This window comes from Exiguobacterium sp. CH10 (genome assembly GCF_018617635.1).
In the GTDB taxonomy this organism is placed as follows: Bacteria; Bacillota; Bacilli; order Exiguobacteriales; family Exiguobacteriaceae; genus Exiguobacterium; species Exiguobacterium aestuarii_A.
In genome coordinates this window covers 241050-266380 of the sequence record NZ_JACSKO010000001.1, presented here as the reverse complement: position 1 = coordinate 266380, position 25331 = coordinate 241050, and the positions used below count along the sequence as shown (strand labels likewise).

Annotated in this window: 27 protein-coding genes; 20 read left to right on the top strand and 7 right to left on the bottom strand. The window is 47.1% G+C overall.

The annotated features are described in order from the left end of the window. Positions 1-131 precede the first annotated feature (131 nt). Positions 132-692: a hypothetical protein gene (locus KNP04_RS01410; RefSeq protein WP_214874502.1), complete on the top strand. Its 561-nt coding sequence runs from the start codon at positions 132-134 to the stop codon at positions 690-692. 38 nt (positions 693-730) lie between these two features. On the opposite strand, the gene KNP04_RS01405 is transcribed toward KNP04_RS01410, so the two are convergent. Further along, entirely contained in the window at positions 731-1801 is a 1071-nt protein-coding gene (locus tag KNP04_RS01405) for an N-acetylglucosaminidase (protein WP_251126048.1), read from the bottom strand. A gap of 77 nt (positions 1802-1878) precedes the next feature. Between KNP04_RS01405 and KNP04_RS01400 the strand changes: the two genes are divergently transcribed. Both KNP04_RS01400 and KNP04_RS01395 read left to right on the top strand, forming a co-directional pair. Further along, the gene (locus KNP04_RS01400; protein ID WP_214782456.1) at positions 1879-2877 is read left to right on the top strand and encodes an aromatic acid exporter family protein; all 999 of its coding nucleotides are present in this window, start codon (positions 1879-1881) and stop codon (positions 2875-2877) included. Between the two features lie 173 nt (positions 2878-3050). Then, positions 3051-4178, top strand: coding sequence for a M20/M25/M40 family metallo-hydrolase (locus KNP04_RS01395; protein ID WP_214875152.1), 1128 nt, complete (start codon positions 3051-3053; stop codon positions 4176-4178). 454 nt (positions 4179-4632) lie between these two features. Here KNP04_RS01395 and KNP04_RS01390 read toward each other — a convergent pair whose 3' ends face one another. Beyond that, positions 4633-4806 carry a hypothetical protein gene (locus KNP04_RS01390; RefSeq protein WP_214874501.1) on the bottom strand — a complete coding sequence of 58 codons (174 nt, stop codon included), beginning with the start codon at positions 4804-4806 and terminating at the stop codon, positions 4633-4635. Between the two features lie 74 nt (positions 4807-4880). Between KNP04_RS01390 and rnz the strand changes: the two genes are divergently transcribed. From rnz to KNP04_RS01355, 7 genes are read left to right on the top strand one after another with little or no spacing between them, the layout of a single operon-like run. Further along, on the top strand, positions 4881-5786 hold the full coding sequence (rnz, locus tag KNP04_RS01385; protein ID WP_214874500.1) for a ribonuclease Z: 906 nt from the start codon (positions 4881-4883) through the stop codon (positions 5784-5786). A gap of 1 nt (position 5787) precedes the next feature. Beyond that, positions 5788-6675: a hypothetical protein gene (locus KNP04_RS01380; RefSeq protein WP_214820166.1), complete on the top strand. Its 888-nt coding sequence runs from the start codon at positions 5788-5790 to the stop codon at positions 6673-6675. Continuing rightward, on the top strand, positions 6672-7079 hold the full coding sequence (locus tag KNP04_RS01375) for a DUF4430 domain-containing protein (protein ID WP_074033270.1): 408 nt from the start codon (positions 6672-6674) through the stop codon (positions 7077-7079). The genes KNP04_RS01380 and KNP04_RS01375 overlap by 4 nt, the downstream gene beginning before the upstream one ends. After that, complete coding sequence (locus KNP04_RS01370; protein ID WP_251129804.1) at positions 7030-7716, top strand: hypothetical protein; 687 nt, start codon at positions 7030-7032, stop codon at positions 7714-7716. Before KNP04_RS01375 ends, KNP04_RS01370 begins: the two co-directional genes overlap by 50 nt. Then, positions 7694-8650: an ATP-binding cassette domain-containing protein gene (locus KNP04_RS01365; protein ID WP_214874499.1), complete on the top strand. Its 957-nt coding sequence runs from the start codon at positions 7694-7696 to the stop codon at positions 8648-8650. Before KNP04_RS01370 ends, KNP04_RS01365 begins: the two co-directional genes overlap by 23 nt. After that, positions 8623-9168 carry a hypothetical protein gene (locus KNP04_RS01360; protein WP_214874498.1) on the top strand — a complete coding sequence of 182 codons (546 nt, stop codon included), beginning with the start codon at positions 8623-8625 and terminating at the stop codon, positions 9166-9168. Before KNP04_RS01365 ends, KNP04_RS01360 begins: the two co-directional genes overlap by 28 nt. A 41-nt stretch (positions 9169-9209) precedes the next feature. Further along, positions 9210-9542 carry a hypothetical protein gene (locus KNP04_RS01355; protein WP_214748132.1) on the top strand — a complete coding sequence of 111 codons (333 nt, stop codon included), beginning with the start codon at positions 9210-9212 and terminating at the stop codon, positions 9540-9542. A gap of 31 nt (positions 9543-9573) precedes the next feature. On the opposite strand, the gene KNP04_RS01350 is transcribed toward KNP04_RS01355, so the two are convergent. Beyond that, on the bottom strand, positions 9574-10365 hold the full coding sequence (locus KNP04_RS01350) for an SDR family NAD(P)-dependent oxidoreductase (protein WP_251126046.1): 792 nt from the start codon (positions 10363-10365) through the stop codon (positions 9574-9576). A 154-nt stretch (positions 10366-10519) separates the two neighbouring features. Here KNP04_RS01350 and KNP04_RS01345 point away from each other — a divergent pair, with 154 nt between their 5' ends. From KNP04_RS01345 to KNP04_RS01335, 3 genes are all read left to right on the top strand, one after another. Further along, positions 10520-11416 (top strand): peptidase U32 family protein, encoded by an 897-nt coding sequence (locus KNP04_RS01345; RefSeq protein WP_353047564.1) that lies wholly within the window; start codon positions 10520-10522, stop codon positions 11414-11416. Between the two features lie 9 nt (positions 11417-11425). Then, a complete protein-coding gene (locus tag KNP04_RS01340; protein ID WP_214874497.1) occupies positions 11426-12667 on the top strand; it encodes a peptidase U32 family protein in 1242 nt (413 codons plus the stop codon). 78 nt (positions 12668-12745) lie between these two features. After that, entirely contained in the window at positions 12746-14143 is a 1398-nt protein-coding gene (locus tag KNP04_RS01335) for an MATE family efflux transporter (RefSeq protein ID WP_214692868.1), read from the top strand. On the opposite strand, the gene KNP04_RS01330 is transcribed toward KNP04_RS01335, so the two are convergent. Beyond that, complete coding sequence (locus KNP04_RS01330) at positions 14144-15007, bottom strand: DMT family transporter (protein WP_214874496.1); 864 nt, start codon at positions 15005-15007, stop codon at positions 14144-14146. A gap of 200 nt (positions 15008-15207) precedes the next feature. Here KNP04_RS01330 and KNP04_RS01325 point away from each other — a divergent pair, with 200 nt between their 5' ends. Beyond that, a complete protein-coding gene (locus KNP04_RS01325) occupies positions 15208-17334 on the top strand; it encodes a DNA topoisomerase III (RefSeq protein WP_214820155.1) in 2127 nt (708 codons plus the stop codon). 15 nt (positions 17335-17349) lie between these two features. Here the strand turns inward: KNP04_RS01325 and ytzI are convergent, their stop codons facing one another. After that, positions 17350-17541, bottom strand: coding sequence for a YtzI protein (ytzI, locus tag KNP04_RS01320; protein WP_074033260.1), 192 nt, complete (start codon positions 17539-17541; stop codon positions 17350-17352). 144 nt (positions 17542-17685) lie between these two features. On the opposite strand from ytzI, the gene KNP04_RS01315 reads away from it, so the two are divergent. After that, a complete protein-coding gene (locus tag KNP04_RS01315; protein ID WP_214820153.1) occupies positions 17686-18798 on the top strand; it encodes a PP2C family protein-serine/threonine phosphatase in 1113 nt (370 codons plus the stop codon). A gap of 193 nt (positions 18799-18991) precedes the next feature. Continuing rightward, on the top strand, positions 18992-19288 hold the full coding sequence (locus tag KNP04_RS01310; RefSeq protein ID WP_251126045.1) for a transposase: 297 nt from the start codon (positions 18992-18994) through the stop codon (positions 19286-19288). Between the two features lie 186 nt (positions 19289-19474). On the opposite strand, the gene KNP04_RS01305 is transcribed toward KNP04_RS01310, so the two are convergent. Continuing rightward, complete coding sequence (locus KNP04_RS01305; protein ID WP_074033258.1) at positions 19475-20410, bottom strand: magnesium transporter CorA family protein; 936 nt, start codon at positions 20408-20410, stop codon at positions 19475-19477. 156 nt (positions 20411-20566) lie between these two features. Between KNP04_RS01305 and KNP04_RS01300 the strand changes: the two genes are divergently transcribed. Next, positions 20567-20929 carry an Hpt domain-containing protein gene (locus tag KNP04_RS01300; protein WP_214821674.1) on the top strand — a complete coding sequence of 121 codons (363 nt, stop codon included), beginning with the start codon at positions 20567-20569 and terminating at the stop codon, positions 20927-20929. Positions 20930-20965: 36 nt separating this feature from the next. Here KNP04_RS01300 and KNP04_RS01295 read toward each other — a convergent pair whose 3' ends face one another. Continuing rightward, the gene (locus KNP04_RS01295) at positions 20966-21847 is read right to left on the bottom strand and encodes a chemotaxis protein CheV (protein ID WP_214692850.1); all 882 of its coding nucleotides are present in this window, start codon (positions 21845-21847) and stop codon (positions 20966-20968) included. 222 nt (positions 21848-22069) lie between these two features. Between KNP04_RS01295 and KNP04_RS01290 the strand changes: the two genes are divergently transcribed. The 3 genes from KNP04_RS01290 to KNP04_RS01280 all read left to right on the top strand — a co-directional run bounded on the left by KNP04_RS01290 (position 22070) and on the right by KNP04_RS01280 (position 25329). Then, entirely contained in the window at positions 22070-23506 is a 1437-nt protein-coding gene (locus KNP04_RS01290; protein ID WP_074033255.1) for an NADP-dependent glyceraldehyde-3-phosphate dehydrogenase, read from the top strand. Between the two features lie 108 nt (positions 23507-23614). Next, complete coding sequence (locus tag KNP04_RS01285) at positions 23615-24589, top strand: MBL fold metallo-hydrolase (protein WP_214820152.1); 975 nt, start codon at positions 23615-23617, stop codon at positions 24587-24589. Next, a complete protein-coding gene (locus KNP04_RS01280; protein WP_214820150.1) occupies positions 24586-25329 on the top strand; it encodes an SDR family NAD(P)-dependent oxidoreductase in 744 nt (247 codons plus the stop codon). The genes KNP04_RS01285 and KNP04_RS01280 overlap by 4 nt, the downstream gene beginning before the upstream one ends. Positions 25330-25331 lie beyond the last annotated feature (2 nt).

The window sequence follows — 25331 nt, the reverse complement described above, 5'->3', positions numbered from 1 at the left end:
TATAGAATATGATACGATTGAAGTGCGTAAGATGATGTCAATCAATTGGAGGGAGCTGCTAAGCCATGAGGCGACTGATGGGGATATCTATTTTCAGTATTCTAGTTGTGATAGCGCTCTTTTTTACGAATATGAGAGATGATGATTTGTCCGAACCGATTAAAAAGGTGACGAATTCTCAAGTCGAAACAAAGACAGCTCCTGAGATGACTGTGGGCGAACTAAAAGGTATCTTAACTGATTTCCAACGCGATGTGGCCCCGCAAATCAAGAATGATTTCGAACGGAAGTTGGCGGAACGAATGTACGTGGAGATGAGTATATTTGATGAAAGTATTGATATAAACAAGCTCATAACGCGCGCTTCAGAGCAAGCTGATTTTGAACGTGCTTGGTTGACTCATGCGAAAGACGAGTATGGGGTCGTCGTAACAGATGAAGAAGTCGATGGTTGGATTGAACGAGGACCTGATGCGGAGGAAGTCGAGTCACAGAGACGGTATGCCGAGGCAAAAGAAATGAGTGTATATGAGCTGAATCATAATTATGATCGTGATCAATATATGAAGTGGGTCGTGTGGGAAAAACTGATCCCGCTCGTCACGGAACGGTATGAAGAGGCAAGTGAGAAAGTGCTCGACAACAATCGACTCATCGAGCTTTACGAAATTGAAGTGAGTGATACACTATAAATGAACAATAGCCCGACTCAACTGAGCTGGGCTATTGTTCATTTTATCTGTTTTAACTGTTCCAAGCCAAGTTCGCGATCGATTGCATACATCGTACCGGCAACCTTCTCACCCCAATACGGGTCTGACGCGTAAAAGATGTTAATTCCTTCTTGCTTGTTACCAGGGTAATCTCCGCGTGCGTATGGTCCTTTTACATATTTTGTGGCGAACAGTTCGGCAGCCGCGTCAACGCTCGCTTCAACCGTCTCAAAGGTTGTGGCGTTGCCGCTCGGGTCGTCATCTGTTGCCCGGAATCCGAACAAGTTACGTTTTTCCCGTGCGATGTCGGACGTTCCAAACCGTGACTCGTGACCGGCTACCGCGAGTAGGAACAAGGCATTGACTCCATACGTTTCTTCCGCACGTTTGAAGGCGTCGCCCTCTCCAGCGAGAGGCGAGTCGATGGATTGTAAATACTGATCGAACGCTTTGGCGGAATACGGTGACGATGATCGGATTGAAGCGAATTGATAGGGAGAGTCGAAGACGTCTCGGACACGTTCCGTATAAAAACGATTTTCTGAGCGCTTCTCTGTCGGTCCGACAAGAAACGTGCCGGCGAGATTCGCATTCGCCTCGACGGAATGATACACATCACCATCTCGAATCTCGTAATATCCACGTCTTTCCACGACGGCTTCTGGGAACAATGCCATCTGATCAGGTTTTACGTAGACGTCTGCGCCTGATATGCGTACTTTCAAATGGTCTTCGCCTCGTTCAAGGAGTTGAAGTCTTGTACCACCAGCGACATAAGACTGACGTTTTTTAAACGATTGATCTTCGTAAAGGTTCGTGATGGCATCGCTTGGAGTCACGGCCACACCGGTGCCTGTGAAGTCGAGAACTTCTCCAGAAGGAGAGAATAAGGTGCGGTTATTTCCCGCTGCCATATAGCGTTTTGCCTCAGCAAGAGATTCGAACGACCGTGTGACACGGTCCCCGTTCGTGACGGTTTCGACAATATACGTGTCTTCACGGCCAGACTGAATCCATAAAAATGCGGCGATGGCAAGACCAAGCGTCGCAATCATCGGCCAAATCGTACGTTTTTTCTTTTGTTTCAATCAGATCACTTCCAAACTTTTGAATTGCCAAACGAGTTGATTTAGTCAACAATTTGATGGAGAAGGGGGAAATCAGTATGAAAATTGGAACGCGGACGTTAAAAACCGCGGTCGCAGCGGGTATCGCAATGCTCATTTCCGAGACGATTCATCTTGATTATTTTGTATTTGCTGCCATTATCGCCATTTTGAGTATTCAAGAGACACGAAAAAAGTCTATTCGCGCCTCGTATGAGCGCGTCATGGCGAGTCTTCTCGCCATCGGAATGGGTGCCGCCATGTTTACGTTACTCGGTTATTCACCGGTGACGCTCACACTTTATTTTGTCATCTTCATTCCGCTCGTACAACAACTGAAACTGCAAGATGGACTCATTACGAGTGTCGTGATCTTGACGCATCTCTATACCGAGGCACAGTTTTCACTCGAATTGTTCATTAACGAGTTATTGCTCATCGCGATTGGTGTCGGGGTCGGACTCGTCGTCAACATGTATATGCCGACGCTAGATCGAGAAATCGAGCGTATCAAAGATAGTATCGACCGATCGCTTGCCGTACTTTTTTACGATGTAGCGGCATGTGTCGAGACCGGTGTGTATAACAACCATTCGATGATGCTCATCAAGACACGGGACTATTTGAAAGAAGGGAAAGATTTGGCCCTTCGACGTATGGGTAACTCCATTGGGAAACGAAATGAAGATATGGATTACCTCTACTTCCGGATGCGGGAGCGACAATACGATATTTTGAAGCGGGTCGCTGATAACGCAAGAGAAATCACCATGGTCGTTAATGAAGCAAAACCTGTTGCAACATTTTTGCGTCGTGTCGGGGACCACGTGAACGAGCAGGCGGACGCTTCCGTTTTTCTGCAAGAACTTGAAGAAATGATTGAACACTATCGAAAAAACGTACCTCTCCCCACAACACGTGAAGAATTTGAGGTACGCTCATCCTTGTTGAATATTTTATCGGATGTGAAAAGTTACTTGATCTTGAAAGAGCGCTATATTTTGCTCTTAAAAGAACATGGTCATGCTCGAGAGAAACGTGCTGATCAAAAAGATTGAGACGATGACGATGACGCCAATTTGAATGATGCGTTGTCGTCTTTTTTGCTTTTTCTTCATAACTTGCCTCCATGTACGTGTTTGCCATCATTGTACAGAATGGAAAAGATTCGTGCAATCTAAGGGAGTTTGTTATAATGGTCAAGAAATGTTTGGATGGAGGGATGTTGTTTATGGTAAACGAGACACGTGTGCTTGACACATTTTTAGGATTGGTCGGCATCGATTCAGAAACGAAGGAAGAAGCTGTCATTTGTGAACACTTGAAAGCGGTATTCACAGAGCTTGGATGTGATGTGTATGAAGACGATGCATCAACGAAGACAGCACATTCTGGTAACAATTTGATCATCACGTTGCCTGCAACGAAAGAGAATGTTGATCCGATTTACTTCACAGCTCACATGGATACGGTGACACCTGGTAAGGGAATCAAGACGAGCATCAAAGATGGTTATGTCGTCACGGATGGTACAACGATTCTCGGAGCGGATGATAAGACAGGTCTCACGGCGATGATCGAGCTTGTTCGCGTGTTGAACGAAAAACAGATTCCACACGGTCAGATTCAATTCGTGATTACGGTCGGGGAAGAATCAGGACTCGTCGGGGCGAAAGTCTTGGATTTATCAAAAATCGACGCGAAGTTCGGTTTTGCGCTTGACTCGGACGGTCCAGTCGGCGACATCATCGTCGCGGCACCGACACAAGCGAAAGTGAACGCGAAGATTTATGGCAAGACGGCTCATGCGGGTGTCGCTCCTGAGAAAGGGATTTCAGCTATTCAAATCGCAGCAAAAGCCATCGCGAAGATGCCGCTCGGTCGAATCGATGAAGAAACAACGGCGAACATCGGACGCTTCGAAGGGGGACGTGCTACAAACATCGTTTGTGACTATGTCGAAGTACTCGCTGAGGCTCGTTCGCTCATTCATGAGAAGATGGAGAAACAGGCGGAAACGATGAAGCAGGCCTATATCGAAGTGGCGGAGTCATACGGTGGTCGTGCTGAAGTCGATATCGATATCATGTACCCGGGATTCAAGTTTGAAGAAGGCGATGAGGTTGTCGAGGTCGCAAAACGTGCAGCGGCAACAATCGGACGTCCGACACGAATCTTGCACTCAGGTGGCGGTTCAGATGCGAACGTCATCGCCGGTGGCGGGATTCCGACAGTCAACTTAGCAGTCGGTTATGAAGAAATTCATACGACGAACGAGCGGATGCCACTTGAAGAGCTATATAAACTCGTCGAGTATGTCGTTACAATCGTCGAAGAAGTCGCATCACCTAAGCATTGAACTACCTCCACCTACGCTTTGCTTAGAGATGGAGGATTCCTGAGTTATCCGACCTAACGTTCGGAACCTTATCAGGCTAACCCCGTCGTCCCGACGGTTGAAAGTCAATCTTGTCAGTTTCTTTTCCGCGGATGCCTACTCTGCTTGGTTTTCGCTACTTCGGTCATCCGCAAGGTGAACGTTGAAGATTTTACGTGACAGACGAACTTCCTGTCACAACCCTATATCTTCAGTTTTCAAAGAACATGACATACTTTTATTCCCGATTCTAAGTATTTTTAAGCCGAGATTGTCGGGCAATTGATGTGTCTCATGACACACCTTGCCTGAAGGCGATTCATCTCCCACTTTCACTAGGGATTTGCACTGAACGTTTAGAAGTGGAAGTATTCTCGCCTATTTTTGATAAAAAAGAGCCGACCATTCGTCGGCTCTTCGTATGTGTTCGTACTCGTTATGCTGCGAACTCCAAAGACTCCAAAATCAACTCGTCTGTGCAATGAAGTTCGATCGCTATGTCGTGAATGCAGATAGAGGTGCCTTGTTCCTGTTGGTGCAAGCGATTTATCAAAGCCGCACGGTCTCGAATCGTCTCGTAAATGGATTCGGGTTGTTCTGCCTTGGTCATCACAAATCACATCCTTTTCAGCGATTACCACAAGTATAGCATGGAACGGACTTGAAGAAAGGACTAATTTATTTATGAAGTTACAGTTTTTAGGAACTGGTTCGGGTATGCCATCGAAACAACGCAACGTGTCAGGTCTTGCGCTCGTCTTGCCAAAAGTCACCTGGTTGGTCGACTGTGGAGAGGGGACTCAACATCAGATGCTCTACACGAAAGTCAAACCACGTAAAGTGACAGCGGTATGGGTGACACATTTGCACGGTGACCATGTGTTCGGATTACCTGGATTTTTATCGACCCGTTCTGCGCTAGACGGAACGGATCCTCTCACGGTTTATGGTCCGAAAGGATTGAAAAAATGGCTCGAAGCGACACTTCGCGTCACAGGTTCTCATCTCGGTTATGAGTTGAACGTCATTGAATTCACGGACGGAGACACATTTGAGCAAGACGGTCATGCGATCACTGTGCGAAAATTAGAGCATCGGTTCCCTTCTTATGGGTTTCGTGTCACAGGCCCGGAAAAACCGGGAACGTTACGCGTCGATCGGGTAAGAGAGCTTGGAATCCCGAGTGGACCCATCTATAAAACAATCAAAGAACAAGAACGGTTCGAATATGAAGGAAAATGGTACGATTCTAAAGAATACGTCACTGAACCGACTCCGGGCAAAGTCGTTGCGATTCTTGGGGATACAACACCGTGTGAAAACGCGCGATTGTTAGCAGAAGGAGCCGACCTCCTCGTTCATGAGGCGACATTCATGGAAAGTGAACAACCGCTCGCACGAAAATATGGTCACTCGACGACGCGTGAGGCGACTACACTTGCGAAAGCGTCTGCGGTCGGCCAATTGATTGTCACACATATTTCCGCTCGCTATGTCGGACGAGAGGAAGAATTTGAACAAGAGGTCGTTTCGGATTTTCCATCGAGTTTAGTTGCGACCGACTTTCTAGAATATACAGTGGGGGATTGATGTGACCATTCAACTCTATGTTTGGGCCGCGTTTTTAGTGATCAGCGTCCTGTTAGGTGTTCGCTTGAACCAATTGAAAGAACCGGAAGCCAATTTCTTTCCGAAGTTCTTATTTTATTCACTGCTTGGCATCGTTTCGTTCCCAATCGGCGGATTTCATATCCCAATCGGGTTTTTATTGTCTTTTTTATTCTTCCCGAAACAGAACAGCCGCTATAAATGGTATGGAGCGCTTTTAGGATTTTTCTTTTTTATCGTCTTATTATTCGTACCCTTATTTGACCAATCTGGGTTTCGTGCGGAATCGCAACAAATTGGCGTCGTCTCCGTCACGGATGAATCTTTCGACGAGATGACAGAGAAAATTTTGCAACGAGTCAACAGTGACTCCATCAAACTTGACCGAGGTAAACTTCAAATTAATCGGGAAGGGAACGTCCAAACGATTGAATATTTGCTGATGGTCGAACGAGCCGAATCGTTCCAACAAATTCGCGTGACGTATGCAGACGGACAATTATCTTATGAACAGGTCGATGAATTACGAAAAGAATCAGGTCAGGCATTCTTTGAAAAACTCGTCGAATTTGACCATATGTTATCTACTTTAAGGGAACCTTCATGGGAAGAATATACAGATGTCATAGCCGCGCCAATCTTACAACTCTCTTACGATGGGCTGTATGATATGTATACGTTCGAGAATGAGTCGATGCTCATGATCAACCGTGACAATGAACTCGTTAAGTTCTGGCTACAACGTGAACCCGTCCTTGCTAACAGTATCCAGCTCGTCGGACTGACGCAAGAGGGTCGTAGTACAGGTGAACGCTATGCGATTCTTTACAATTATTCGATACACCAACGAGAGGATTTGACAGACCAATGAAATCATATGTAACGATTGCTCTACTAGCGACGGCGCTACTTGCCGGATGTGGCGGGGAAGAGGCGCAACAAGAATCGTGCGGAGTGAGTCCGACTATTTCGGTCTATAACGCAGCGACTGAGGAAACGCTCTATCAAGAGAAAAGTGTCTGCTTAGAAGAGGATGCGACTGTTCTCGATGCATTAAAAGCAACAGGACTCGACCTTGAGGTGACAGGGAGCGGTGATATGTCCTATGTGACGGCAATCGAAGGAATCGAAGAAAAATCTGAAGGACAATCGTCAGGATGGGTATTTGCTTTCAACGGTGCACCCGGGGATGAAGGTGCGGGCGCCAAAGAAGTGGAATCGACGGATGTCATTCAATGGCGGTTCGAAGAAGATGCAGTGGCTTTCTTCGAATGAGGCAGATTGGGAGCGGAGACATCCTGTCACGCTCCTTTTCTATCTCTTCTGTCACCTTTACATATTAATGAATGTCGAAGACGTCACTCTTTTTGTGGTTGGACTCCTCTTGCTGCTCATCATTGAACGTCGTTTCCCTTGGTCAATGCTATCCATACTGATTGCGTTTGGGTTGATTTCAATCATGCCCATCCTGATTGGTTGGGAAATTTCTTATTCATACATATGGCGTCAGCTTTTGAAATTGGCTGCCTTTTTACTAGGGATGTTATGGATTGCACGCATCATTCGTCTCGAACGATTGCTCCCGCTCTTATCGAACTTTCCACGATCGTCTTCACTCTTATACGGCGCATGGGCACTCATTCCGTCAATGGAGCAGGCGGTACGTCAGGCAGTCAGGAGTCATCCGAGGGCATCTTGGCGAGAGGGTGTGCAAATCGGGATTGAAAGTCAGCAAACTGAGCCGAAGTTTGCGGTTGACCCGATACGGCGCTTTCGTTTAGAGGATTTGTTGCAAATCGTCCTCATTGGGATGATCGGTCTGGCTTCAATCCATCTGTTTGTCGGACTTTGGCTAATCTATCCATATCTCACGAAAGGAGGGATGCGTGATGCAATGGTTATCTACCGTTGATGGTTCGTTCGAGCATTACGTCGAACGTTACCGCCCACTTGTGATTGAGATGACGCAATCGTTCTCGGGAAAGGTTGGGCACTTACTTTCGAATGTCGATCCTTTTCGAGGGGCGGAACTCGCTACACTATTACAAATCGACGCGCTTTATCCGAAGCGGTTTGATGCATGTTCGAGTGGAGAACAACAGATTGTTCGAGTCGCCTACGCCCTGTTGAATCGACCGGACTCCATCGTCCTGATTGAACCATTTCGGCATCTAGACCAATTTCGAAGAGAGCATTTAGAGATGTTGCTCCGCCGTATTTCTGGAATCGGGGTACAAATCGGTTATACCGAGCGAGCGAAAGAACCTTCAGGAGAAGCAATGTTCACGTTCAACGAATCGAGAACGACACCTTCCATCGATGCGACCGACGTATCTTATCGGCATCCTCTGCAAGCGACTTATGCGATTGATCACGTGACAGTTCAGATGACTGAGCCTGGACTCACAGTTTGTGTCGGGACGAACGGGAGTGGGAAGTCAACTTTACTCGAACTATTAGCTAGAAGTAGACGTCCACTTCAGGGGCGAGTGAAAAAGGGAGAACGAGCAGTCTATCTTCCTGCCAATCCAGAAATTGGTCCGTTCCCACAAGAAGGGAAGCGACGGGTCGCCCAACTTCAATCCGTCCTACACGATCCGTCGAGTGTCCTTTTACTTGATGAACCGACCGTGGATTTGACGAAGAGAGAGCGGGATGCGTTTTTCAGTGCGCTTCAACAAAAAGCAAAGTCGGCCCGCGTGATCTGTGCAACACATGACATGGGTCTCATACAGGTTGCAACGGATGTGATTTATCTAGCGAGCGGTCAAGTCGTCTTTCAAGGCGATCGGAACATTTTTCAAGATCGGAGCACCTTATGGTCACATACGTCCTCGCCATCCTGATTGCAATCGTCGTGTTGTACCGGTTCGAAAAATCTAGAATCCCGATTCAACCACTCGTTCAATTGTTAGCACTTGCGGTCATTGGACGCTGGCTCTTTATGACGATACCGAATGTTCAACCGACGACAGCCATGATCATGTTGACGGCCTTACTGGTCAGTTTGAACGAGGCCGCCATCCTCGCGCTCTTTGTCCCGATTTTGTCAGGACTATTGCTCGGGATTGGTCCGTTTGTATTTTTTCAATTTTTAGGATGGCTTCTTGTCGTTGTGCTCGTCCGTTTATTTCGTCCGATTCTATTGAAATCGACAATCCTCTTCTTACTACTCGGTTTACTATCAGGTTTTTTATATGGGTGGACGACAAACTTGGCGTTCATTGAAGTGGTCGGTACGGATGTCGTGAAGTTGTTGTTACTCAGTTTTCCATTTGATCTGGCCCACGGTATTTCGAATGTCGTCTTTTTAATCATGATTCGTCCGCTATTTGAGCGCATATTCCTTCGTCAACTCGGGTAAATATACAATATTCCTATCATATTGAGTGAGGTGAACGACGGATGAGTGCATATATTAACATTACTGAAGTCGGCATGTTTCTACTTGTAGGGTTGTTGTTTATCTTATTAAACCTTGTTCTTTTAGTGAAACGTTATACGAGGGCCCGTTTCGCCATGCTAAGCATTCTAGCGGCAAGTGTATGGCCAGCGCTGATGATTGTTCTATCAGTAGAACAGTTGAGCGTGATGGATCAATTGACCTCGGGTGAATGGTCACTAGATGCTGTGCTTGCGTGGGGGGTCGTCCTCTCGACAGCGCTCATGACGATGATTCCAGCAGGTGTGTTTTTACATCGGCTCGTAAGTGTCTCGCGATTACATTCAGAATCTTAAAAGGAGCGACCGGCGATGGTCGCTCCTTTTTTCATGTCGTTGATTCAGCGGCTGACCCGTCTGTTGGTTTTTGGACACGACGCAATACTTCGAGACTGAGAGCACGTGGCATCAACTTAGCCACCCCGACTAGGAGTTGATTCGAGAGACCAGGCACAATCACGCGCTTATTATTCATGACACCTTTATAACCGAAGAAGGCGACGAGGTGAGATGGCATTTTTGAGAAGGATAATTCACTACCGGCGCGATCAAAGAAATTCGTATCTGTCGGACCAGGGCAGAGGACGCTGACGTGAACACCGCTCCCTTTCACTTCGGCATGCAACGCCTCGGTAAGTGAGAGGACATAAGCCTTCGTCGCATAGTAAACAGCCATGTACGGACCGGGTTGGAACGCAGCGACGGAAGCGACGTTTAGCACATAGCCGTGATTTCGTTCGAGCATACTCGGTAAATAGGCTTTTGTCAGTTCGGTCAATGTGTTGACGTTCAATCGTACTTCGTCCGCCTCTGTCTCAGCATCGAGATCAGCGAACGCACCAGACGTTCCAAATCCAGCATTGTTAATTAAAAAGTCGACGGTTAGTCCGGCTTCTTCAATCATCGAGGTCAATTGTTTGGCAGCGTCATGTTTCGCCAAATCGAGCGCGAAGACATGTACATTGATTCGATATCTCGTTTCAAGGACTTTTTTCAGTTCGTGTAAGCGAGGTTCGTTTCGGGATACGAGAATACAGTCGTACCCGTCTCGTGCGGCGAGTACGGCCAAGTCTAAACCGATGCCCATCGAGGCCCCGGTAATTAAAGCTGTCTTTGACAACGTGATCCACTCCTTTAATGAAAAGTCATACATTGTTACTGAATTCTTCACGAGTTGTTAAAATCCTGCCCCGTTTGCACATTCAATCCTATGCTAAAGTATAGCAAGAAAATGTGATTAGACTCACAAAGTAGGGAGAAGAACAAATATGATGATTCAGCTCGTCACTACGGCGCAAAGCGTCGAACAAGCAGAAGCGTTAATTAAAGCGGGTACGGACCGATTGTATATCGGGAATTCTAGGTTCGGCTTGCGACAAAAGGGAGACTGGACAATCGATGCTGTGAGGGAAGTCACACAGCTTGCCCATCGATACGGAAAAGAAGTGACGGTGGCCGTCAACAATTTGATGCATAACGACCACATTCAAGAATTGCCGGATTATTTACAAACGTTGAAAGCAATCGGAGTCGACGATGTGACAGCTGGAGATCCCGGGGCCATCCGCTTGATCCGTCAAGCGAAAATCCCATATTGGTACGATGCCCAAACGCTCGTCACGTCCGCCAAACAGATTCAATTCTGGGGGAAACGTGAGGCTATTGGGGCGGTCGTCGCTCGAGAAGTCACTCTCGAGGAATTGGTGTTGATTCAGCAACAAATCGGTCTCCCGGTAGAAGTACAAGTGTACGGTCCGACGTGTATTCATCATTCGAAGCGACCGCTCGTGACGAACTATTTCAATGAACTCGGACGCCCTTCTGAAGAGGCGAAACAACGTGAGTTTTATATGAGTGAGCCAGCAGATGAGACGAGTCGATATCCCATCTACGAGGACGAGAATGGCACACATGTTTTCTCAGAAGATTTGACGCTTATGGGTCAGCTACCGACGTTAGTCAAAAACGGTCTGCATACGTGGAAACTTGACGGCTGGCACGCGGGAGAACAGTTTGTTGAAATCGTTCAGTTGTTTACCATCGCACGGACGAATCTATTGAATGGTCGATTCGACCGAATCGAGATGGAGCACCGCCTCAGAGAATTACAACCGGAAGCGTTTCGACTCGGAACGGGATTATTGTTACGCAAACCAGAAGAGATCAAGTGAGGGATCAAGATGAAACAACGTCCAGAATTATTAGCGCCAGCAGGAAACTTAGAAAAATTGAAGATGGCGATTCATTATGGTGCCGATGCGGTCTATATCGGCGGTCAACAATTCGGGTTACGTTCGCGTGCCGGTAACTTCAGTTATGACGAGATGCGTGAAGGTGTGGCTTTCGCACATGCTCGCGGTGCAAAAGTATATGTCGCTGCAAACATGGTGACGCATGAAGGAGATATCGAAGGAGCTGGTGACTTCTTCCGAACGCTCCGCGATATCGGGATCGATGCGGTCATTGTCTCTGATCCTGCCATGATTGAGACGTGTCTATCTGAAGCGGAAGGATTGCCGGTTCACCTGTCGACACAAGCTTCCGCGACGAACTACGAGACGCTTCGTTTTTGGAAAGAAGAAGGACTCGAGCGGGTTGTTTTGGCTCGTGAAGTATCGATGGATGAGATTTTGCAAATGAAACAAGAAGTCGATGTTGAAATTGAGACGTTTGTACATGGAGCGATGTGCATCTCATATTCAGGGCGTTGTACGCTGTCGAACCATATGACATTGCGTGATGCCAATCGAGGTGGCTGTGCCCAGTCGTGCCGTTGGAAATATGGCTTCTTTGAAGAGGATGATCTCTTGACGAAAGAGATGGAGACCCGTGATGAAGAGCCGTTCTCGATGAGTTCGGTCGATTTATCGATGGTCCGACATATTCCCGACTTGGTGGACGCTGGAGTCGACAGTTTGAAAGTCGAAGGACGAATGAAATCGATTCATTACGTCGCGACCGTGTGTAACGTGTATCGTCAAGTGATTGACGCATACTGTGAAGATCCTGAGAACTTTGTCTTCGACCCGGCTTGGGAAGAAGAGATTTGGAAAGCGGCACAGCGAGAACTCGCGAGTGGTTTCTATTACGGGATTCCGACCGAGAAAGAACAATTGTTTGGGAAACCACGTTCGATTCCTCAGTACGCATTTGCCGCACGTGTCATCGCATACGACCCGTCGAGCGGGATGGCGACACTCGAACAACGAAATCACTTCTCAATCGGTGAAGAAGTTGAATTTTTCGGACCTGGATTCGTCCGTTTCTCCCAAGTCATTGAGACAATTGAGGATGTCGACGGTCAACCGATTGAATCCGCCAATCAAGCGATGATGACGATTCGAGTCAAAGTGGAAAACCCCGTCGCGACCGATTACATCATGCGCAAGCGAAAAGGTGTCCTGGCGCGCGTCCTCGCCTGACACATCCACCGAGCCAACATAGTCGCCCGAACTGTCTAATCCTGCTACCCTAAGAGATAGAGACGGAGGGATGGAAGGATGAACCAAAATACGGAGCAATTGCGGACAGAGCCCATCGGCCGACTCCTGTTTAAGTTATCGCTACCCGCGATGATCGGGATGCTCGTGACGGCGCTCTACAATATCATTGATACGATTTTTGTCGCTCGTGGCATTGGCGCTTCGGCCGTCGCTGCCATCGGGATTGCGTTTCCCATACAGATGATCTTAATGGCCGTGTCGAGTGCTGTTGGTCTCGGTGGCGCCTCCATCAGTTCTAGGAAGTTAGGTAGAGGAGACGATGCCGGTGCGGCTGTCACATTTTTGAATGTGCTCGTCCTCGTCGGATTGTTTGCTGCCCTCGCGGTGAGTTCCGCTTTCTTTATGTTGGATGAGATTTTAATGGTCTTCGGGGCGACGTCCGAGATTATGGAGCTCAGTAGACAGTACTTATCAGTTGTTTTGATCAGTTCACCATTCTTTATGTTCACACTTGCTTCGAGTGCGATGGTTCGTGCCGAAGGTCAGGCACCGTATCAAATGAAGGTCATGTTGACGACCGTTCTCGTCAATCTCGTCACGACTCCACTTTTCATCTTCACGTTCGACTGGGGGATGTACGGTGCAGCGACTTCGACGGCACTCGCTCAAGTCATCGGTTCCATATTGATGCTTCGATTCTTCTTCGCCCGAAAACCAAAAACGGAACTGCGCTTCAAATGGCGACAGTTCCGGATACGATTCGATGAGATGAAAGAGATTATGGCAATCGGTTCCTCTTCATTCATCATGATGGTGTCCCAATCCATCTTGTTCGTTGGCGTCAACGTGATGCTCGGAACATACGGTGGGACAGAGGAGTTGGCGATTTTCGCCATCATCAATAAGTTCATGGCCCTCGTCGGCATGCCAATCATGGGAATTGTCCAAGGGATGCAACCGATTGTCGGATATAACTATGGTGCCGAACGGTATGATCGTATGCGTGAGACCATATGGACAGCGATGCGGGCAGGGATTGCAATCGCTGTGATCATCTGGCTCATCTTGCAGGTATTCCCGAATACGTTGATGGGATGGTTCTCGACGGACGAGGCATTGATTGCAGGAGGCGTGACGGCAATTCACATCTTGTTCGCCGTCTCGTTTTTACCGAGTGTTCAAATGCTCGTCAACGGGATTTACCAGTCACTCGGGAAAGCGCGAGTCGCCATGTTCTTGTCCCTTTCACGTCAGACGCTCTATACGATTCCGCTCGTCTTTATACTCCCGTCGTTCCTCGGAGTGTTCGGGGTCTGGTTGGCGTTTCCGATTGCCGATGCGATGACGTTTTTGACGGCAGTCGCCTTGGCATTTTGGGACCGTAAATTATTGTTCCGTCCTTCAGAAGAAGATCAAGAAGCGCATGATGTAAATCCGAAAGCGACAAACTTATAATCAAACGTCCGCTCGTGTCGAGCGGGCGTCTTCTTTTAGGAACAAGTAAATCCCGCCAAGCAAGACAATGGCGCCGAGCCACTGGAACGGACCGAGGCGCTCACCGAAAAAGGCGTACCCAAATAGCATTCCCCATAAGGCCTCTCCAAGGATGGTAATACTGACGACGGTCGCACTGACCCGAGCGAGTGCATAATTGAACAGATTATGCCCTAAAATCGTCGGGAAGAAGGCAAGGGCGAGGAAATACCACCAGTTGACCGTTTCAAAGTCCGTGAAAGTCGTCCCGCGTACGAGGAGCATGAAGCAAAGGACGACCGTCGCGACGAGATAGACGCTAAAAGAGTACGTATTCGTGTTCATCGATGTCCGGACATGTTGACCGACGAGCCAGTACCCTGCGATGAGGAGGGCGGCAATCAGAGCGAGCAGGTCACCAAATAGTGCTTCTCGTCCGAGCTGAATATCACCTGCAGCGACAAGCATCCCACCGAGGACAGCTACGAGCGCGTATGCCAATCCTTTTCGCGTCGGGTTCTTTCTAAAGATCAAGGCGTTTCCAATTAATACGAAAATCGGACTCGATGTGACAAAAAGAGTGGAGCTGGCTACTGTCGTATAATCGAGTGATAAAAACCAGAGCCAAAAGTGAAACGCGAGCAACGTTCCGCTAAGTAACAAAGCATATCGTGTCATCAATCGCGTTGTGATGAGTGATTTGAAATCGACGAATGGGAGTAGCATGAGACATGTGATCAGCATGCGGTAAAACGCAGCTGTCTCGGCTGGAGCAGACGTCCATTTGACGAACAAGACGCTCGTCGACAAGAAAAAAACGGCAGCGAATAAAATGAGGTAAGACATGACGACACTCCTTCACATATGTATGTTCTCTGTTAATCATATCGGAAAACAGCCGTGTGGCAAGATATGATTCATGGAATACAAACAAATGCTCCCCTCTCGATATGTCCATCCTCGACTTGGTATAGTAAAATACATAGAAGAAGCAATCCCACCACGTACGTCTTGCCACGAAACTGAAGGCAAAGTAAGGAGTTCTTATGAGACTAATCATCGCGGAAAAGCCATCGCAAGCTCAAAAGTTGGCGGCTCCCTACCCATCTAAAAAAAGAAAAGATGAGATTGAAATCTCACCATGTTCACGTTTCCCTGAAGGGGCGATTGTCGTTTGGGCGGTCGGTCACCTGTGCGAACTGCAGGAGCCTTCACACTATCGTCCTGAATGGAAGTCTTGGAAATACGAGGCACTTCCGATTGTTCCGGAACGGTTCGATTATCGAATCTCGAAAGGAAAATCAAAGCCGTTTTATGCCATCAAGAAATGGCTACATGACCGCTCCATCACCGATGTGATTATCGCTTCGGATGCCGAGCGGGAAGGGGAGGCGATTGTTCGATTAATTCTTCGGCTCGCCGGAAACAAAAAACCGTTAGCGCGACTATGGATTTCGAGTCTGACGGAACAAGCGGTCGACCGTGGATTCTCTCAACTGTTACCGGGTGAGCAAACAGTCCCTTATTATCATGAGGCGATGAGTCGCGCATGTGCCGACTGGCTCGTTGGCATGAACGCTTCCCGTGCATATACGACCTTGTTGAAAACAATCGGGATCGAGGACGTGTTCTCGCTCGGTCGTGTCCAGACTCCGACACTCGCCTTGATTGTCAATCGCGAACGAGAAATCAAGCAGTTCGTGCCAGAACCGTACTTTGAAGTCGAGGCGACACTTGCAAAAGGTCGAGGCACGTTCAAAGCGAAGTATTCATTCGGAAAGACAACGAAGCTCAAAACACGTGAGGAAGCAGACGCTGTCGTGAAACGAGCTTCCGGCACCGCAACGGTCAAAACAATCGACAATGAAGAAAAGATTGAGCAACCCCCATTTTGGTTCAGTTTATCCGGGCTTCAGGCAGAAGCAGGGAAACGTTTTGGTTTTGGGGCGAAAAAGACGCTCGATATCGCTCAAAAGCTTTACACGAAAGGGTGGATCAGCTATCCTCGGACGGATTCAGGTTTCGTCACTCCAGATGAGGCAACGCTGTTCCCTCAGACGAAGGCGAGACTACTGAAATCAGCCGCCTATGAGGGTCTTCGCGACATCTTAACCGAGGACCCGTCAAAGAATCGTCGTTACGTCAATGCGAAAAAGGTGAGTGATCATTACGCAATCATTCCGACCGAAGCTTGTGGTGACGTCACACGTCTCGGCGGTGATGAGGCAAAGCTGTACGATTTGATCAACCGGCGTTTTCTCGCGGCATTTGCACCTGCGGCGAAGCTCGAGAAGACGACAGTTGACTTGATTGATGGAAACGATTTGTATCGGGCAAAAGGTACCGTCGTCGTGAGTCCAGGCTATCGTCAAGTCGTCGAGATGAAATCAAAAGATGTCGAGCTTCCTGCATTGACAATCGGCGAAGAATTGAAAGAGAAGAAAGTTGAAGTGTTGTCAAAACAGACGGAGCCGCCGAAACGGTATACGGAAGGGTCGCTGATCATGGCGATGAAAGTCGCAGGAAAACAGCTCGATGACGAAGAGCTGATTCACATTATGAAAGAAGTCGAAGGTCTCGGCACTGAGGCGACACGCGCTAACATTATCGACGGATTGAAAAAGCGCGGCTATGTTCAACTTCAGAAAAAAGAACTCGTTCCGACAGATAAAGGACGTCTATTGATTGATGTGCTCGGCGACAGTATTTTAGCATCGCCTGTCATGACGGCGAAATGGGAGAAACGACTTCACGAAATCGGCCAAGCATCGGCATCTGCAGCTGAATTCATTGAACAAGCGAAGAAGATGTCGATTCATTTGGTTGAAGAGGCAAAGTCACGAGTCGAGGCAGCAAACCCGGAAGGTTATACGATTGAGGCGAAGCGTTACGGGAAAAAGGGAGCGACTCGACCGAAACCGTCGTTCGGAGTCTGTCCCAATTGTGGCAAAGGACTCGTCGAACATCCGAAATTCATCGGTTGTAGTGGTTACCGGGAAGGATGTCGCTTCACGGTCTCCAAACAGGTGCTCGGCGTCGGACTTGTCAAAGATGAGTTGAAGCAAATGATTAACGGAGGTCAATCGAACGTGCATACATTCAAAAAAGGGGAGAAGACGTTCAATGCTTCTTTATATCTTGAAAAAGGTACGCTCCGATTCGAATTCAAATAAAAAAAGGGTCGCAAATTAGAGCGGCCCTTCTGTCTTGTCAGTCTTCTCTCTTTTCTGGTCGTCCTCGATGCGACGATTGATTTCGTCATAGTCAAGAACGATGTCGTCTTTGTTATCTTTGTAGGCGTATCCTTTTTGGATGACGACGATAGATGCAATGAGGACGAGTAAAATAATCAAACCGCTGACGGCAAAAATCCAGGCCATAAGAACCCCTCACTTTCTCTCTTCAGTATGCCAAATAGTGAGTTGGTTCTTCAACTGGAATGAACAGACGGTAATCTCGTGTCACATTGAAAAGATATGGTACAATACGATGTAGAACACTACGTAGAGAAGGAAGGGATAGTCATGGCGATTTTGATTGTGGACGACGAACCGGTCAATACGCTCGTTCTCGAGCAACTGCTTCACCAGCACGACTATGAGACGGTATCAGTCTCGAGCGGAGAAGAAGCGCTCGATTTATTAATGGCCCCACAAGCCGCATCGCTGTATGATCTCGTCCTGTTGGATGTCGAGATGCCTGGAATTTCTGGGATTGAGACATGTAACCGAATTCGTCAGATGGCCGATTATGAAGAAATGCCAGTCATCATGGTTTCGGGTCGTACAGATGAAAAGCAGATTGCAGAAGGACTAGATGCAGGAGCGTCGGATTATACGACGAAACCAATCAAGGTAACGGAGTTACTCGCTCGGATCCGTTCTGCTCTCCGTTATAAAGCGGCCGTCGATGAGCGGAAAATCTATGAGGCCCGTCTCCAATACGATTTGGATCTTGCGCAAAAAATTCAACAAAGTGCGCTCACTCCACCAATTAGTAACGAAGAGATTGATGTGCGTGCTCTCTATTTACCTTCGAAAAAATTAGCGGGGGATATGTATGCATGGTTCCAGGTCGCACCGGACCGGTATGGGGTCATCATCTTTGATGTCATGGGACATGGGGTCTCTTCGGCACTTATTACGATGGGAATTCGCTCGATCCTTCCAGGACTTGTTGGAAATGTTCAATATCCGGTGGACGTGATGACCGAGTTGAATCGACAGATGACGTTCTTATTCTCGGGTGACGATATGCATAGTTACTTTACAGCGGTGTATTGCTATATCGATACAACGAAGCGTCGAATCGAGTATGTGAATGCAGGGCATCCTCCAGTCATTGTGATGTCAGAAGAAGGCAATTGTCGTCTTGAGACGACGGGAGTGCCTGTTGGCATGTTCGAAGAACCAAATTATGAGTCTAAAGAAGTTGATATTGCTCCGGGTATGACACTTCACATGTACACGGATGGACTCATGGAATGTTACAGCAAAGATATCGACGATGGGATTCGCTGGCTTGAGAAGGATATCGCCTCGTACGGTCTCGACTATAGTCGTCACGTTGCAGACCAACTCGTCCCGAAAATTGAAATTGAGGATGACCTTTGTCTCGTCACGGTCAAGATCACATAACAAAGAGCCTGACGTATGATGCGTCAGGTTTTTTGGTATGTTTGTTAAGTAGTGGTTACTCAGACCAGACGATTGTTAATCCTATAATCAAATCAAAAGGAGATGGGGCGAAAGTATGAGTAGTTAGAATGAAGTATTTGTAAAGGCGATTTATAAAACGATTATTGAAGGCAACTTAGCATCATATAAAGAAATGTATGAAGAAAGACTAGATCACGCAAAATTGAGCAAATCAGAAATAGATGTTTATTGGAAAAAACAAGATGAATTCTACAATAAACTAAACAGTGAACAAAAAGAAGTTTTGATGTTAATGATGAAACAAACGATGATTGATACCATTTCGCATGTTTTTGGAATTATTGATGGAAGTTCAGGACTTGTAGACGCTGAAGTAGAACCCACTTTATTACTGGATTCAATTGATTCTGAAGGTGATTTACAAGATTTATTTTTAGCATATATCGAAGACGAAAATCTGTTTCCATAAATAATGATTACTCATCTCTAGACATGAAATAAGAAGAACTGATTTGTGATAAAACATACTAGTGTGAAGATCTTCTATGAATAAAAGGAAGAATAAAAAGACAAACCAGTCATCAATTTTCGGTGAGCAGTTTGTCTTTTTATTGAAAAATTGTAGTGAACAAATCCAGTCTTATACTCTTGTTCATTAGAAATATCGCTTTCGCCATAGGATGTAAAAGGCGAGACCAGAAAACCCGATCATCATTGTGATTGCCATGATGAATCCGAACGGCTGTCCTTCCCATGGAACTTGGACGTTCATCCCAAAGATTCCAGAAATCATCGTTGGGATACTGAGGACAATCGTAATCGACGCCAAGAACTTCATGACGAAGTTGACGTTGTTCGAAATGATTGACCCGAACGCCTCCATCTTAATGCTGATGATATCATTATAAATTGACGCCATTTCCATGGCCTGGCGGTGTTCGACGAACACATCTTCTAATAGTTCTTCGTCCTCTTCATGTTTCTCCAAACTTGGTGTCTTGACGATTCGGTCTAAGACACTATCGTTCGCTTTCAAAGAGGTCATGAAGTAAACAAGGGATTTCTGCAGGTTCATCAACTGAAAGATCTCTTGATTTCGCATCGAACGTTGTAGTTCCTGTTCAAGCTCATCCATTCTTCGGTCGATTTGTCGCAAGAAACGTAAGTACGTCATGCTTACACGATGTAAAATCTGAAAGACGAAACGACTTCGATAATTTGTCCGAAACAGTCGTGCTTTGCCGTTTGCGAATAAATTTAAAACGTCGAGCTCTCGGGAGCAGACAGTGATGAAATGTCGTCCAGTCACGATGATACCAAGTGGGATTGTATTATAAGTTCGCCCCGTATCATCTTCCTCCACGTACGGGACGTCAATGATCATGAGAAGTCCCTCATCATCTTTTTCAAAACGCGGTTTTTCTTCGATATCAAGTGGGTCATAAACAAAGTCTTCTGGAATGCCGGACGCCTCGATGACTTGATCGGCCTCATCTTTTGTCGGATTCACGAGTTGAATCCAGCTTCCTTTATCAAAGTCTTCGATTTCATCCACATGGCCTGATGCGTCAGTACGGTAAATCGTCAGCATGCATCTTCCTCCTACCTTAACTCAATCTTATTATAGGTAGCGAAAATGAAGAGTGCAATCCAAAGCAGGAGATTTTTTGTTTTCTCTAGAAAACATGTTACAGTGAAAGGGAACGATCGGATGATTGTTTATTGAGGAGGGGTTATATTGACAAGAATGCCCGAAGACGCTCTGTTCAATGAAGATAAATTAGCGGAGCTCCACCAAATCGCAAATGGAAACATGGAATTTTTGAATAAAATTGCAACCACATATATTAAGCAGTTCGAAGAAAAATACCCTGAATTGTACGCAGCTGTCGAGTCGAACGACTATTCACGTGTCGAACAACTCGCCCATTTATTAAAAGGGGCCTCTTATTCGGTCGGCTTGGAACAGACCGCGCTTCTTTTTCATGACCTTGAACTGGCAGGCGAGAATGCACATCTTGAAGGTGCACATGAAACGCTTGCGACAATCGAGTCGCATAGTCAGCGCTTTTTAGTCGAATGGAATAATCATTTTGAGCAGTTGACATAAAAAAGTTTGCGACCGTGAAGTCGCAAACTTTTTTTGTTACCCTACAAATTCGTCGAGCGTCGCAATCAAAATCCCGATTTCTGGTTTTGTGATTTGAGCATTCGCACCGACGGCCTCGCCTTTATGCTTCAAGTCGTCTGAGATGAGCGACGAGAAGATAATGATTGGAAGGGACGCGTAACGGTCCATCTCCCGGAGACGCTTCGTTAAATGGAGTCCATCCATCTGCGGCATCTCGATGTCCGTGATGAGAAGGTCGCACTCTACACCATCTTGTTCAAACGCATCGAGTGCTTCTTTCCCGTTGTTGAAGACGGTCGTATTGAAATACCCGGCATCATCTAACGTATCGAGGATAAGAGTCCGGAGCATTTCCGAATCTTCAGCGATCCAAATATTTTTGTTTGAGCGTTCACGAGCACCGAGACGTTTAACCGATTCGCGGGCCATGATATCTTTACGCGAAAGTTCGAGTGCGATTCGCTCATAATCGAGCAGGATAATCATTTGATCACCTGTTTTGACGACACCGTTTGTTATCCCTTGGACGCCGCGTGCAAGGTCAGAAGGCGTATCAATTTGCTCCCACGAGATGCGTTTAATCTCCGTCACTTGGTCGACACGAAGAACTGATTTTTCCCCGTTAAATTCACAGACAATCAATCGATCGTCACTTCCGACCTCACGTGGGTGATTGATGACCATTGGAAGGTCGATGACGGTCATGACCTCGCCCCGTAATTCGATCAGTCCCATAATTGCCTCTGGTGTACCCGGAAGAGGTGTCAATGGAAGCATCGTGATGATTTCACGTACTTTCATGACGTTGATACCGAATAAGAACGGTCCAGCTTGGAAAATGACGATTTCAAGTTCATTCGTACCAGCCTCAAGTAAAATATTATGATCAGTGCTCAATGGTTGTCCCTCCTATTTCACGTACTCTCTCCTTTACTATCGGTCTCAGATCATCAAATCTATAGTGAAAAATTGTCGAACTGTCGTCAGAATTCACAAAAAGTTTCATAGTAACCGTTTACATCTTATAAACTGAATCGTTATAGTTGTCCAATGCAAAAAAATCTGCATACAATGGGGTTGGCAACGAGATATTACAGCTTACTCAGGAGGCAGATAGAGATGATGAGTATGAACACATATCCATATTTATTGAATGGTCAATGGCAGGAATCATCAAGTCAGGAAACGATTGAACTCGTTTCACCATATAAAGACGAAGTCGTAGGTCGCGTTCAGGCGATGTCACGCGACGAAGTCGATGCAGCCATCCATGGCGCAAAACGTGCACAACAAGAATGGGCGGCGCTTCCGGTCAACAAGCGCGCTGAATTGTTGTATGCATGGGCAGAGAAACTCGAAGAACGCGTCGATGAGATCGGTCAAATCATCATGCAAGAAGTCGGGAAAAACTTGAACGACGCGAAAAAAGAAGTCGTTCGCACAGCTGAAATCATCCGTTACACAGCGGAAGAAGGCATTCGTTTCAATGGTGGATTCATGCAAGGTGATTCGTTCCCTGGTGGTTCGAAAAACAAGATGGCCATCATCAAGAAAGAGGCGCTTGGTGTCGTGCTCGCGATTTCACCGTTCAACTACCCGGTCAACTTGGCAGCGGCAAAAATTGCGCCAGCTCTCGTCACGGGGAATGCGGTCGTTTTCAAACCGGCGACTCAAGGTGCAATCAGCGGAATCAAGATGGTCGAAGCCCTTCATGACGCAGGACTTCCAAAAGGTCTCTTGAATCTCGTGACAGGACGCGGTTCGGTCATCGGAGATTACTTGACGTCTCACCCAGGAATCGACATGATCACATTCACAGGTGGAACAGGTACAGGTCAACATTTGTCACAACAAGCGTCAATGGTACCGGTCGTGCTCGAACTCGGTGGGAAAGACCCGGCTCTCGTCCTTGAGGATGCAGATTTGACACTTGCGGCAGATCAAATTGTCAGCGGTGCATTCTCATACTCAGGTCAACGTTGTACAGCCATCAAACGTGTCTTCGTCCTCGAAGACCAAGCGGATGAGCTCGTTGGCATGTTGAAAGAACGCGTCGCAAAACTCTCGGTCGGTTCACCTGAAGAGAACAGCTTCATCGTTCCTTTAGTCGATGCGAAAACGACAGATTACGTTCAAGGTTTGATTGACGATGCGGTTAACAAAAAGGCGACGGTCGTTCATGGAAATGAGCGTGAAGGAAACCTTATTTATCCGACATTACTCGATCATGTGACGACAGACATGCGTGTCGCATGGGAAGAGCCGTTCGGACCAGTCCTTCCTGTCATCCGCGTGAAATCACTCGAAGAGATGATTGAACTCACGAACGAATCTGAGTTCGGTCTTCAAGCGAGTGTCTTCACTCAAAATGTGAATAGCGCCTTTACAGTCGCTGACAAGCTAGAAGTCGGTACGGTCCAAGTGAACGGACGTACGGAACGTGGTCCAGACCACTTCCCATTCATCGGCGTGAAACAATCGGGACTTGGCGTTCAAGGAATCGGGCGTAGCCTCGAGACGATGACGCGCGATAAAGTGACGGTTATCAACTTATAATATTCAACATTCGTGAGGGGGAGGTGTCCCCCTCTTTTTTGTTTGATTGAAAACGCATCTTTCAGACGGGTATAATGGAGAAAGACAGGAAGAAGGGGTGGTGATGACGTGGCGAACTGGATTTCAAGCCAACTGGCAAGACTCGATATTCCGACACCGTTCGAAGTTGGAAACGTGAACGTATATATCGTTGAACATAAGAATCGCTTTTTTATGGTCGACTGTGGACCAGATACGGAAGAAGCGTGGACTTCATTGAATCGGCAACTTGAAGAGCTTGAACTATCGTTGTCTGACATCGACTTTTTATTTTTGACGCATCATCATGCCGACCATGCGGGGCAGGCGTGGCGACTTCGTGATGCCTCGATTCCGGTGTATGGGCACGAGAAGCTCGTTCGATACTTAGAACAAACCCCGAATTTTCTAAAAAGGGGCAACCACTTTTTACATGAATTGGCGCTCTCATTTGGAGCACCGGCGCCACTCGTGGAAAAATTGCCAGACTATCGGGAAGCATTACGTTGGATTGGGCCGACGACCGTCACCATGACGTTTAGTGACGGACAAGCTGTGACACCGGACGGGGCGTGGCAAACGATTCATTTGCCGGGACATGCGAGTGACCAGCTCGGATTGATCGGTCCTGGAGGCGTTTTGATTGCGGGGGATCACTTGATTGATAAGGTCGAACCAAATCCACTCATTGAACAACCGTATGAGGATGAAGGGTTTGCCTCACCGGTTATTCTCTACATCGATTCACTTAAAAAGTTGCGTGGAATCGATTTGAAACTTGTCGTCAGTGGACATGGTGAACCGATTCATCATCCGAACGATTTGATTGAGAACCGGATCCGACAACGGTATGAACGCAGTGAACAATTGCTCGCTGAATGGGAAGATGGACTCAGTGTCTTTGATTGGTCGATGAAATTATATGGGAGAAAGATGCGAAGTGGTATGCCACTCGTCTTTAGCGAGGTGTTCGCACGACTCAGTTTACTCGAAGAGCGTGGCGACATCGAGAGACGCCGGGATGACCGAAAATGGATTTATACAAAGAAAGAAGCGATGTCATGAAACGGGTAGTCATTACAGGTGCGTCAAGCGGACTCGGTGCCGCATTGGCGCATTCTTTTTATGAAAAAGGATGTAGCGTGTTATTGATTGGAAGAAATGAAGAACGTTTGAAAACCATTGCGACCACGTGTGAGGGGGGATGGATGCGCGCGGACGTCACGAAGGCGGATGCTCTTGTCGATGATGTGATCGAGCGATTTGGGAAGTTTGACATTTGGGTCAATAATGCAGGAATGGCTGAATTTGATTTCGTGACCGAACAATCGACTGATGTGATGGAAGAGACGATGCATGTGAATGCCGTCGCTCCGATGTTGTTGTCGAGAAACGCTGCCAGAGTGTTAGGACGTGGAGGTGTCATCATCAACATTTGTTCGCAAGCAGCGAAAGTTCCAACTCCAAAATCAGCCGTGTACGCAGGATCGAAAGCGGCACTTCTTCAGTTCTCAAACGCCCTTCGACTCGAGTTAAAGCCACGTGGCGTCCATGTTATGACTGTCAATCCGGGACCGATTGCCACGCCATTCTTTGATCGGGCCGACAAGAGTGGTACATATGCCCAAAGTGTTAAGGGAATCATGCTCAATCCGAAACGATTAGCCGACGCGATTGTCAAAGGGAGTTTTATGCGCAAACGCGAAATAAATGCACCGTGGTGGATGAATATCGGTGCGAATGTGTATGCAATCTGCCCAAATATGTTCGAAATGCTTGCAAAACGGGGATTTGAGAAAAAGTAAAA